Annotated in this window: 10 protein-coding genes; 5 read left to right on the top strand and 5 right to left on the bottom strand. The window is 40.1% G+C overall.

All coding sequences use genetic code 11. The features are described from left to right. The coding region (locus tag HMPREF9074_RS10050; protein WP_034540570.1) for a peptide chain release factor 3 at window positions 1–1092 on the bottom strand (1092 nt) is incomplete at its 3' end. A gap of 367 nt (window positions 1093–1459) precedes the next feature. On the opposite strand from HMPREF9074_RS10050, the gene HMPREF9074_RS10045 reads away from it, so the two are divergent. The 5 genes from HMPREF9074_RS10045 (at window position 1460) to HMPREF9074_RS10025 (ending at window position 6963) form a co-directional block, all read left to right on the top strand. Next, window positions 1460–2275: a M48 family metallopeptidase gene (locus HMPREF9074_RS10045; RefSeq protein ID WP_034540567.1), complete on the top strand. Its 816-nt coding sequence runs from the start codon at window positions 1460–1462 to the stop codon at window positions 2273–2275. A gap of 46 nt (window positions 2276–2321) precedes the next feature. Next, window positions 2322–3149, top strand: coding sequence for a purine-nucleoside phosphorylase (locus tag HMPREF9074_RS10040; protein WP_034540564.1), 828 nt, complete (start codon window positions 2322–2324; stop codon window positions 3147–3149). Window positions 3150–3219: 70 nt separating this feature from the next. Further along, window positions 3220–4962: an ABC transporter ATP-binding protein gene (locus HMPREF9074_RS10035; protein WP_009389870.1), complete on the top strand. Its 1743-nt coding sequence runs from the start codon at window positions 3220–3222 to the stop codon at window positions 4960–4962. Next, window positions 4959–6014 (top strand): isochorismate synthase, encoded by a 1056-nt coding sequence (locus HMPREF9074_RS10030; protein WP_009389871.1) that lies wholly within the window; start codon window positions 4959–4961, stop codon window positions 6012–6014. The genes HMPREF9074_RS10035 and HMPREF9074_RS10030 overlap by 4 nt, the downstream gene beginning before the upstream one ends. Window positions 6015–6192: 178 nt before the next feature. Then, entirely contained in the window at window positions 6193–6963 is a 771-nt protein-coding gene (locus HMPREF9074_RS10025; protein WP_009389872.1) for a DUF4369 domain-containing protein, read from the top strand. 47 nt (window positions 6964–7010) lie between these two features. Here HMPREF9074_RS10025 and HMPREF9074_RS10020 read toward each other — a convergent pair whose 3' ends face one another. The 4 genes from HMPREF9074_RS10020 to HMPREF9074_RS10005 all read right to left on the bottom strand — a co-directional run. After that, window positions 7011–7979, bottom strand: coding sequence for an acyltransferase family protein (locus HMPREF9074_RS10020; protein ID WP_009389873.1), 969 nt, complete (start codon window positions 7977–7979; stop codon window positions 7011–7013). Between the two features lie 208 nt (window positions 7980–8187). Then, a complete protein-coding gene (ychF, locus tag HMPREF9074_RS10015; protein WP_009389876.1) occupies window positions 8188–9279 on the bottom strand; it encodes a redox-regulated ATPase YchF in 1092 nt (363 codons plus the stop codon). A gap of 8 nt (window positions 9280–9287) precedes the next feature. Then, window positions 9288–10676 carry an MATE family efflux transporter gene (locus HMPREF9074_RS10010; protein WP_009389878.1) on the bottom strand — a complete coding sequence of 463 codons (1389 nt, stop codon included), beginning with the start codon at window positions 10674–10676 and terminating at the stop codon, window positions 9288–9290. A 71-nt stretch (window positions 10677–10747) separates the two neighbouring features. Further along, window positions 10748–12557 (bottom strand): S46 family peptidase (locus tag HMPREF9074_RS10005; protein ID WP_034540562.1); only part of this gene is annotated, 1810 nt, incomplete at its 5' end.

Below are 12557 nucleotides of genomic sequence, written 5' to 3'. Positions count from 1 at the left end.
TAATCCTACTATATCGCCTGCATACGAGATGTCTACCACCTCTTTCTTCTCAGCAAAAAAAGCATTTGGACTTGAGAACTTCAGTTTTTTGCCTAAACGCGTGTGTAAGTAGGGTTTGTTGCGCTCGAAAGTACCCGATACTATCTTTACAAACGCCAAACGGTCGCGGTGGTTAGGATCCATATTAGCGTGGATTTTGAATACAAAACCCGTAAAAGTAGGCTCTTCGGGGCGTACTTCTCTCTCCTCGCTGGCTTTAGGACGAGGTGAGGGGGCTATCTCTACAAAGCAATCTAAGAGCTCGCGTACCCCAAAATTGTTTAGCGCCGACCCAAAGAATACTGGCTGTTGCTCTCCTTTTAAGTAAGCCTCTCTGTCAAAAGCAGGGTATACCTCATATACCAACTCTAAATCGCTGCGCAGGTTGGCTGCTGACTGTTCAGAGATGATTTTCTCTAACTCAGGACTGTTTATGTCGTCAAACGAGATAGTTTCTTCTATATTCTTGCGGCTATCACCTGAAAAAAGATTGATGTTCTTTTCCCATATGTTGTAAATACCTTTGAAATCGTAGCCAATACCTATAGGGAAGCTTAAAGGCGTTACCTTTAGTCCGAGTTTTTGCTCTACTTCGTCTAATAGGTCGAAAGCATCCTTACCTTCTCGGTCTAACTTGTTGATAAAAACTATCATAGGTATATTGCGCATACGGCATACCTCTACCAACTTCTCTGTTTGCTCTTCCACCCCTTTAGCTACGTCTACCACTACTATTACGCTGTCTACCGCTGTAAGAGTACGAAAGGTATCTTCAGCAAAATCTTTGTGACCAGGGGTGTCTAAGATATTGATTTTATGTTGTTTGTAGTTGAAAGCCAATACAGAAGTAGCTACAGAGATACCCCTCTGGCGCTCTATCTCCATAAAGTCAGAAGTAGCTCCTTTTTTTATCTTGTTGCTTTTTACCGCACCAGCCTCTTGAATAGCGCCCCCGAAGAGTAGCAATTTTTCAGTGAGCGTAGTTTTACCCGCATCGGGGTGAGAGATAATGCCAAAAGTACGGCGCTTTTGTATTTCTTGTTCTAAAGACATATTAATCAGTAAATTAGCAAATTTGTTAATTAGCAAATTTGAGATTGAGGGTGCAAAAGTAATGAAATAAATGCAAATAGAAAAATTTTGCAGGCAAGCTGGGAGGATTGGGAGGGCTGAGAAGTCTGGGAGGAATGGGATAGAGTTCTTCAAAAGTTTCTTCGGTGATCCTGTATTCTTCCTATATCTAAAGTAAAGGGAAGGCTGGGAGGATTGGGAAGGCTAGGAGGGTTGTGAGACGGGTGAGACGAGTGGGACGAGTGGGACGGGTGAATTGGTAATTTTTTTGTGTTTGTCTAAATTGCTAATTGACAAATTTGCTAATTTGCTAATTATGTTATATCTTTGCAAAATAAAACAGAATTATATGAAGAAAATAAGTATTATTGCTTTATTGCTAATTGTTTTTTCCTGCAAAACTAATCCTTTTACAGGGAAGAGTACTCTGAACTTTATGCCTAATAGCAAGGTTTTTCCGATGGCTTTTAGTCAATATTCTACTTTTTTGCAGTCGAATAAGGTGATAACCAATACTAATGACGCCCAAATGGTGAAAAGAGTGGGTGAGCGTATCGCTAAAGCGGCTAAATTATGGCTCGACACTAACGGCTATAAGGGGTATTTAGACGATTACAGATGGGAATACAACTTGGTAGATAGTCCTGAAGTGAACGCTTGGTGTATGCCAGGGGGCAAAATAGTGGTGTATACAGGTATTTTGCCAATTACTAAGAACGAAGCAGGGTTGGCAGTAGTGATGGGACACGAGGTGGCACACGCATTAGCTGACCACGGAGCACAACGTATGAGTGCTAGCACCCTACAACAAATAGGAGCTATAGCAGGTTCGCTTGCCCTACAAAGTAGCAAATATGCCGAATACACTGACCAGTTTATGATGGCTTACGGCTTAGGTTCAAACTTAGGAGTGATGTTGCCTTTTAGTCGCTCTAACGAAACAGAAGCTGATGCTATTGGTATTCAGATTATGGCTATCGCAGGTTATGACCCCTCAGAAGCTCCTGAACTATGGAAACGAATGAGTGCTAAGAAAAATGGTGCTAGTACCTCTAGCCTTCTCAGTACGCACCCCTCAGACGAGTCGCGTATTAAAAACCTAACCCAATTAGTGCCAAAAGCGAGAGCTGAAGCTGCTAAATTTGGTGTGACGAGCTTTAAATAATTAGCCAATTTGCCAATTGATAAAAATCGACGAATTAATAAAAATTATGCAACAGTATTACGACAAAATCAATGAGACGGCTCGTATTATACAGTCGTACATTACAGAACATACCCCAGAATTTGCTATTATCTTGGGGTCAGGACTTAGTAAATTAGAAGATGAAGTAGAAGTAATTTCGGAAATTAAGTACCAAAATATACCTAACTTCCCGAAATCAACTGTGTCAGGGCATAAAGGTAAACTGATTTATGGAAAAATTCAGAACCGATATGTGCTGATGATGGCAGGACGCGTACACTATTACGAAGGTTACTCTATGCAAGAAGTTACTTTCCCTATTCGCGTATTTGCTCAGTTAGGCATTAAACGACTTATACTCTCAAACGCTTCAGGAGGGGTAAATCCTAACTTTTCTATAGGTGATGTGATGATTATTCGCGACCATATTAACCTTTTCCCAGAGCATCCTTTGCGCGGTAAGAACTTAGATTTGTATGGAGTTCGTTTTCCTGATATGAGCAAGCCTTATAGCCACGCGATGATAGCAGAGTTAGAAAAAATAGCTCAGGAAAACAATATCAAAGTGCAAAAAGGGGTATATGTAGGATTGCAAGGGCCTTCTTTTGAAACGCCTGCCGAATATGGTATGGTGCGTATTTTAGGAGGTGATGCCGTAGGTATGAGTACTGTGCCTGAGGTGATAGTAGCACGCCACCAACTGATGGAGGTATGCGCTCTCTCGGTAATCACTGACTTAGGAGGGCCTGAAATATCGCCTGATGTATCGCACGAAGAGGTACTTAATGCTGCTAATATAGCAATGCCTAACGTGATATTATTGGTGAAGAACTTGATTAAGAATTATAAATAGGTATTAGTTTATTAGGTGTTAGTGGTACTACCTACTAACACCTAATACCTAAAATCTGACGACTGGCTAAATGGCGCATTTAAAACATATCCGCAAATATTTTTTCAAATACAAATACCATCTACTGCTCGGTATCTTAATTACCGTAGTGTCGCGCATATTTTCACTATTTATGCCCCGCTACGTGAAAAATTCTATAGCAGCTATTGAGGAATTTGCTCGTTCTACAAATAAAGATGCTGCTCAAATGACTTCTTTGCTCATAGAATATGCACTTATTATCATCGGAGCAACTATTATTTCAGCTGTTCTGATGTTTTTTATGCGTCAGCTTATCATTAATGTATCTCGTTACATAGAATACGATATGAAAAACGAGATTTTTTTGAAGTATGAGCAGCTTTCACTTAGTTTTTACAAACGTAATAGGGTAGGTGACCTGATGAACCGCATTAGTGAAGACGTGTCGAAAGTGCGTATGTATGCAGGCCCTGCCATTATGTATAGTGTGCAAACTATTACCCTCTTTGCTTGTGTTATTCCGCTGATGTTTATCATTTCTCCTAAACTTACTCTTTACACTCTCATTCCGCTGCCTATTCTTTCTTTGCTAATTTATAAAATGAGCAAGAAGATAAATATAGAAACGATGAAAGTACAAGCTTATCTTTCAGACCTTTCTACTTTTGCTCAAGAAACGTTTTCTGGTATTGGGGTTATCAAAGCTTATACTAATGAAGCTGCTACTAATGCCCAGTTGGCGGTGCTGGCTGAAGATGGGAGGCAGAAGAGTATTAAACTCGCTAAGATACAGGCCTTTTTTATTCCTACTATGATACTGATGATAGGGCTTAGCCTTATCTTTGTGATTTTTATAGGAGGGCGTTTGTATTATTTGGGAGAAATACAGTCGATTGGGGTGATTGTAGAGTTTAGTATTTATGTGATGATGCTCACTTGGCCTGTAGCGACAGTGGGTTGGGTGAGTTCTATTGTGCAACAAGCGGAAGCCTCTCAGAAGCGCATCAATGAATTTCTTTCAGAAGTACCCCAAATACGCAATTTTACTTTTACACCTACCCCTATAAGAGGCGATATAACCTTTAAAAATGTTTCTTTCCGCTATGAAGATACAGGGATAGAGGCTCTTAAGGAGGTGTCGTTTCAGATAGAAAAAGGACAAACTGTAGCGATTATTGGCAAGACAGGTAGCGGCAAGACGACCTTATTAGACCTTATAGCGCGTATGTATGAGGCTACTGAAGGCGAAGTGTGTATTGATGGGCAGCCTGTGCAACAGCTTAACTTACATAGTTTGCGCGAAGCTATCTCGGTAGTGCCACAAGAGAATTTCCTTTTCTCTGATACTATCCGAAATAATTTGCGTTATGGCAATAATGCTACAGATGAAGAGATAGTAGCTGCTTGTGAAAAGGCAGTAGTGCATCATAATATTGTGGAATTTACTCATCAGTACGATTCGATATTGGGTGAACGAGGCGTGTCGCTTAGTGGAGGGCAACGCCAGCGGGTAGCTATAGCCAGAGCTTTGCTTAAACCGGCCGAAATCTATTTGCTTGACGACTGTTTGTCGGCAGTAGATACCGATACCGAAGAGAAAATACTTACCAACCTACGCGATACCTTAAAAGGTAAAACCGTGATTATTGTAAGTCATCGTGTATCAATTACTAAGTATGCAGATAAAATACTGATGCTTGATAAAGGGAGATTAGTAGAACAAGGCAATAAGGAAGAACTATTAGCACGAAATGGGGCATTCAAAGCCTTTTATGATACCCAAACGATATGATAGAAGAAAACAAAACTACCTATCAGCAACTGTTGCTGTGCGCTGAGCAAAAGTACAATAAAAAGTTGCCTTTTGTGTGCTACCGCTTACCGCAGCAGCCCTCAGTAGTGATGAGATGGCAAGAGCAGCCTATCCTTAATGTTTTTGATCAAAAAGAAGTGATTGAGGGCTTTGTGTTCGTACCTTTTCGCTCTAATCACCCGTCTGTATTTATCCCTTTTGATGAACGAATAACCTTATTAAGTAATTCACCTCAAGGAGATACAGAAAACACAACAACCCATACACCTATAGAGACTGAAGCTGATAAACAAGCACATCTTAACTTAGTCGCTGAAGCGGTAACTGCTATACAAGCAGGGGCTTTTGAGAAAGTAGTGCTTTCGCGCAAAATCACTCTTGCTAAGCCTGCTTGTCCGTTTAAGAGTTTTACTAATATGCTGCTGCGTTACCCTTCGGCTTTTTGCTATCTGTTTTATCACCCACAAGTAGGTACGTGGTTGGCGGCTACCCCTGAAACGTTGCTGTATCATCACCAAGGTGATTTTCGCACAATGGCGTTGGCAGGTACTAAGGTAGGGGATAAAGAGTGGCAGCCTAAAGAGCGTGAAGAACAGCAGATAGTTACTGATACTATTGTATCGCAATTGCAACCGTATGCTACGACCCTAAAAGTAACAGACCCTCATACTGTGTGTGCCGGCAGTGTGCAGCACCTCTGTACCCAAATAAGCGGTACACTACCCACAGATAAGGTAAACGAAGTGATACAAAAGTTGCATCCGACCCCTGCAGTCTGTGGTTATCCTACAGATAAGGCACGCACTTTTATCATAGAGTACGAGCCTTATGATCGCGAGTATTATACAGGCTACTGCGGGCTTATAGAGGGGACGAAAATGGCTGCCCTATACGTTAATTTGCGCTGTATGCAGATAGATAGTCAGCATACTTATCTGTATGTGGGAGGTGGTATTACTAAGGACTCTATCCCTCAGAAGGAATATGAAGAGACCCAGAATAAAGCCCAGACAATGAAGATGATTTGCTAAGTTAGTCGTTAGTGTTTAGTCGTTAGTCGTTAGAAAGCGACTAAATGACAAGTGACTAAAGACTAAGGACTAACGATAAGCAACTAACGACAAGCAACTAACGACAAGCGACTAAGGGCTAATCACGAAAGACTAATGGCAAGTGACTAACGAACTAACGACTAAAAAAATATTATAAATGAAAAAAGTACTAATAGCAATGTCTGCACTGCTGATGATAGCTTGTGACAAGACAGAAGAAAAAGACACGATGATTGTAGAAGGGAACATTGACGGTTTGAAAATCGGAACTATTTACCTGCAAAAGTATGTGAATGATAAACTTACCAATATCGATTCGGTAAAAGCTGAGGGGAGTGGTAAATTCACTTTTAAATACCCTTTAAAGAGTCCTGAGGTGTTCTACATCTATTTAGATTTGAAGAAGCAAGCGGGTACTGACCTCGGTGACCGCCTGATGTTCTTTGGAGAGCCTACTACTATTCAGATTAATAGCTCTTATGATATGTTTGAAATAAAGGCTAAGATTAACGGTTCTACTTCGCAAAAAGAGTATAATGAATATGCCCACGTGATGCGTCAGTTTAGTATGCGCAATGCTGAGCTGTTAGAAAAGCAAGTTAATGCTTTCAAAGAAGGTAATACCGCTCTTACGGACTCGCTTAATGCAGTTTCAGAGAAGAATAACTTCCGTCGCCATCTTTTTGTGCTTAACTATGCGCTTACTCACCCAGAATCATATATCACTCCTTATGTAGTGTTAGTTGATGCGCCTAATACCCGAGTGAAATACTTAGATTCTATTTATGGTAAGCTTTCTAAAGATGTAGCTGCTTCTACTTATGGAAAAGAGTTTAAAACTTATATAGAAGTAGCCCGAAAAGCAGAAAGAGAAAGAGCTGCAAAAGAAGCAGAAGACACAAAAACACCAGATGCTAAGAATGAATAAATTAAAAAGAGCTGTCTCAAAAATAATGAGACAGCTCTTTTTCACTATTAAAATCTTCCATATAATATACGCCGTAACCACCCTACATACCTAACCAAGCGTTGCACACCGTCGCAACAGAGTATTGCTATTATAACAAAAATAGCTATATTCAGATAGAACATATCACCTATATACGTTTTGATATAAGGAACTAGAAAATGGGAATAGTAATGGGTGACATATATCTCTAACGAAATACCGCCTAGGTATTGCAGACATTGGGTTGTGCGAGCCGATAGTGGGTTGCGCAGGTTTATAATCTGTTGCCATACCACATAGGTAGCCGCAATGCCTGTCAGTGCTAAGGCGTAGAGCCTAACAGAGTAGAGCAGGAATGAAGATGGCGAAATAGGGAAGAGTAGGAGCAGAGGGAAAAGCCCTACACTTGCCCAACCTATAGGTTTTATAACTCTCATAGATTTGGGTTCGTATTTATGGGTGAGATAACCTAACCCAAAATACAAAAAGTACCAACACAATTCAGGAAGTCCGTAATAAGGAGCTTGTGCCCCAGTGATACGGTGTATAAAGATGATTATACTCCACAAACCTATCATTGCCCATACTTCTCTTCCTTTGCTTACTTTTAATGCGATATAGAGCAAAACACATTCCCAAAACAAAAGCCATAAAAACCACATACCTTGAGTAGGGTCGTGTATGAGTACTTTGAGGTAATGCCCTACTTTTTCAATATCAAAAAGATACTTATGATAGGCAGCTGAAATGAGAAACCATACAAAAAACGGAATTACTAATACTTGAAACCGCTTGAACAAGTTCATTTCACTACGCTTATTAAAACTTACATAACCAGATAGAAACATAAATAGTGGCATATGAAAAGCGTAGATAGTGGTATAGAGCGGCTGACTGCGGTCATCGCCAGAAAACCACTGACAGGCGTGCCCTATCACTACCAAAATGATGGTAAAACCTTTGAGTACATCGATGAGAGGATTGCGTTCTTTCATAATAAATTACGTTAATTGCTACTCAATCTAAATACGTATTTGATAGTATTTCTTAATTTAAATTGTTTCTAATCGTTATACGTACTACCTTTGCCCCCGTGATTTAATAGCAATAGCTTTTGAATGACAGAGTTGAACCATAAAGATTATTTAATTTAGAATTATTTTTTGTCGGTAAGCGATGTGAATCGTTTACCGATTTTTTTTGCTATACATTGAAGCGGAAGTGCATAATATCACCATCTTTCACTATATATTCTTTGCCCTCTACACGCATCTTGCCAGCTTCTTTTACTTTGGCTTCGCTACCATAGGTAATGAAGTCGTCGTAAGCGATTACCTCAGCACGTATAAAGCCTTTTTCGAAGTCGGTGTGGATGACACCTGCTGCTTGAGGAGCAGTGTCGCCCTTATGTATCGTCCAAGCACGAACCTCTTTTACTCCCGCAGTGAAGTATGTTTGTAGGTTTAGTAAGTGATAAGCCGCACGTATCAGTTTAGAAGCTCCGGGTTCTTCTAAGCCTATATCTTCTAAAAACATTTGACGCTCTTCATAACTTTCTAATTCGGTAATATCAGCCTCAGTAGCAACAGCCAATACTATTACTTCAGCATCCTCGTCTTTTACAACTTCTTTTACTTTTTCGACGTAAGCATTACCATTTTTAGCAGACTTTTCATCTACATTGCACACATATAGCACAGGCTTAGCTGTTAGCAACTGAAAGCTGTCTAATAGTTCTTTTTCTTCCTCATTTACTTGTAAGGAACGAGCCGATAGACCTGTTTGCAAAGTTTCTTTGATGCGATTGAGTAGCTCCATTTCTTTAGCCGCTTTCTTATCGCCTGCTTTAGCCGCACGAGTTACTTTTTCTAAGCGTTTTTCTACAGTTTCAAGGTCTTTTAGTTGTAGTTCGATATCTATAGTTTCTTTGTCGCGTATGGGGTCTACACTGCCATCTACGTGCACTATATTATCATTGTCGAAGCAACGCAATACGTGTATGATGGCGTGGCACTCGCGTATATTACCCAAAAATTGGTTGCCTAAACCTTCTCCTTCACTAGCCCCTCTTACTAATCCGGCTATATCTACTATTTCAACAGTAGCGGGTAGTACGCGTTCGGGTTTTACAAGGGCTTCGAGTTTTTCTAAGCGCGGATCAGGTACGTTTACTACTCCTAAGTTAGGTTCTATAGTACAAAAAGGGAAGTTAGCACTTTGTGCTTTTGCATTAGATAAACAATTAAATAAAGTGGATTTGCCTACATTAGGCAGTCCTACAATTCCTGCTTTCATATTATGAATTAATTTTGAATTTTATGTCTGTTTTTTATAAGTCGTAAGCTGATGCGGTTGAAGCGATAGAGCAAGCATACAGCAGCAGCGGTAAGTCCTACTAATAAGCCTATCCAGATGCCTATATTGCCTAATGAGGTATGTACCCCTAATACATAAAGAATAGGGAAGGCAATAAGCCAATAAGCTATAAAGGTGATGTACATCGGTACTTTAGCATCTTGTAACCCACGTAAAGCCCCTAAAGCTGTTACCTGCAAACCGTCAGAGATTTGGAAGATAGCGGCTATTAGTAGTAAGTTAGCTGCTTCGGCTATCACCAAACTATTATTAGCGGCTTTTTCAGCATTGTCCATCTCTAAGTATAGCGAAGGTAACCAATCGCGTAGGACAGCTAAGAGAGTAGCAAAAAATACTTGAGTACAAAGTACTAATAAGAATACAGAGATGGCTACTCTGCGCAGGTTGGCGTAGTTTTTAGCTCCTAACTGATTGCCTACACGTATCATAGCTGTAATACCTAAGCCGTTTGCCACCATAAAGGTCATAGTGGATAAATTGAGAGCTATCTGGTTAGCTGATAGTTGGTTTTCGCCCAGCATACCGCTTATCCATATAGCAGCTGAGAAAACACCTGTTTCGAAAATCATCTGTAAGCCTGTAGGTAGCCCGATGTTGCTTATTTTTCTCAACATAGCTTTGCCTATATGCTTAAAGCTGATATGGGTAACGTATTCTTTGGTTTTCGGCAAGTACTTGAGCATATAATACAGCATTATAGGCATTGCGATACGGGAGATGAGAGTACCTACACCTGCCCCTAATACGCCTAATTTTGGGCAACCCCAATTGCCATAGATAAAGAGATAATTGCCGAATATATTGATAAGATTTGCCAATAGGGTGACATACATAGCATATTTGGTCATTGAGAGACCATCGGCAAATTGTTTTAAGCTACTGAATACACCTAAAGGAATAAGTGAAAAGGCTACTAAGTGAGTGTAGGGAACTGCCAAAGCGATTACTTTCTCGCTTTGCCCTGTGATGCGCATTATAGGTTCTACAAAAAACATCAATAAGAAGAGCACTGCACTCAGTATGATATTTAGCAGCATACTGTGATTTAAAATAGACTGTACAGCTTGCTTATCGCCTGCCTCATCATTCATAGCTACTAATGAGGTAGTAGCCACAGAAAAGCCTATAGCAAACGACATTGCTATAAAGATGGCTGTATTGCCCAAGGCAGCTGCTCCCAGCTCGGTAATTCCTACCTTGCCCACCATTACATTGTCGACAAAGCCGACAAGGGTATGCCCAAGCATTCCTAATATTACGGGGTAAGCTATTTTGAAGTTGTATTTAAATTCTTTTGTGTAACTTGATAAAGACATTTTTTAGGTATTAGGTTTGTAGGTATTAGGTGTTAGATTTCTGATATCTAACACCTAATACCTGACTTTTACTAATTAATCTCTATTTCATCAATAATATTTTTAGCACCGGCGTAAATGTCAATTACCCAAAGCACATAGCGTATATCTACGTTGATAGTGCGTTGTAATTGTTTGTCGAATATTACATCGCCTGCCATAGCTTCAATATTACCATCGAAAGCAAGGCCAATGAGTTCGCCTTTGCCATTCATCACAGGTGAACCAGAGTTACCCCCTGTAATGTCGTTATTGCTTAAGAAGTTTACGTGCATAGAGCCGTCTTTGTCTATATATCTACCGAACTCTTTTTTCTTATAGAGGTCGAGCATACGTTGCGGCATATCAAACTCAGGGTCGCCTGCTTTGTATTTTGCCATTAAGGTATTGAAGGTAGTATAGAAATTCTTCTTAGCATCGGGGTTGCGCTTGTCGGCTTTTAGTGGTTTAACAGTACCATAGGTTAAGCGTAAAGTAGAGTTAGCATCAGGATAGAGTATGTTGCTTGCTTTTGAATTGCGCATACCTTGTACAAATTTTCTGTAAGCCTTGCTATAAGCATCTTCTAAGTTGAACAATTCAGATGAAGGATTGCGGTAGCTTTCAAACAAAACTCCAGAAAGCTGTAAGATAGGGTCAGAGGCTAAGCTAGCAGCTTCTTGTTTTGCCCCTTCTTTAGCAGTTTCTTTGCTTCGGTAGATACTTTTAGCTAAAAGGTCTTCTACATACTTATTGAAATTGCCATTGTATTGAGCTTTGATAGCTTTGAGCTCTGTAGGCACATCGGTACCTTTGTTAGCGTACAGCTTTAGCATATCGGCAAGGATAGCTTTTTCTACATCTAAGTTTATTTTATCGTACTCAGATAGCAGGTTATCTACCTTTTTATCTAATTCATCAGCAGGCATACCTCCTCTTTGAGCTCCGCTTACTAAACTAATGTAGCGTGTAGGCATTTTTATAAAGAAAGAAGCACGCCATAGCATACCTAAATAGTTCTGATCGGCTGATAGTGTGTTAGTTTTCTCGAAATAAGTAGCTAAAGTGTTAAGTACATCGCCATATTCAGCTTTATTTTCAGCTTTCTTTGCCCATTTAGCAAACTTAGCTTCAGCTTTACGTTTTTTATCAGCTGTTTTATGAGCACTAAGAGCGTCAATCATTCCTTGGCGGTTTTTCCAATAGTTAGCAATGCTAGAGTATTGAGAAGCATACAATAGGCGTACCGCATCGTCTTTATCCATAAAACGCTTCATAGCGTCCATAGCAGTTTTAGAGGCTTCTACCCATGCTGGATAAGCATACTTCACGTTTTGGTCTACCCAATATGAACTTTCCCAGCGGTTAGTGCGCCCAGGGTAGCCCATAATCATAGCAAAATCTTTATCTTGTACCCCTTTAAGACTTACTTTTAGGTAGCGTTTTGCTTTTAGCGGAATGTTATTAGGAGAATAAGGAGCAGCATTGCCGTCTTTGTCGGTATATACGCGGAAGAGAGAGAAGTCGCCTGTTTGACGAGGCCATTCCCAGTTGTCGGTATCACCGCCAAACTTACCAATGCTTTCAGGAGGCGTACCTACTAAGCGCACATCTTTAAAATCTTGATATACAAAATAGTAGTATTCATTCCCTTGGAAGAAAGGACGTACAGATACTACATATTTACCACCTTCGCTGTTTTCTTTTTCTATCTTAGCAATTTCTTTATTTAGTGCAGCTTCGCGTTCTTTTTCGTTCATTGAAGGATTTACTACTGATAACATACGTTCAGTAACATTATCCATACGTACAAAAAAGCGCACAAACGACTGTTTAGGCGATAGCTCTTCGTCTTTAGAACGC

Origin of the sequence: Capnocytophaga sp. oral taxon 329 str. F0087 (assembly GCF_000213295.2) — a bacterium.
GTDB lineage: Bacteria > Bacteroidota > Bacteroidia > Flavobacteriales > Flavobacteriaceae > Capnocytophaga > Capnocytophaga leadbetteri_A.
This window is presented reverse-complemented; position numbering and strand designations above follow the sequence as displayed.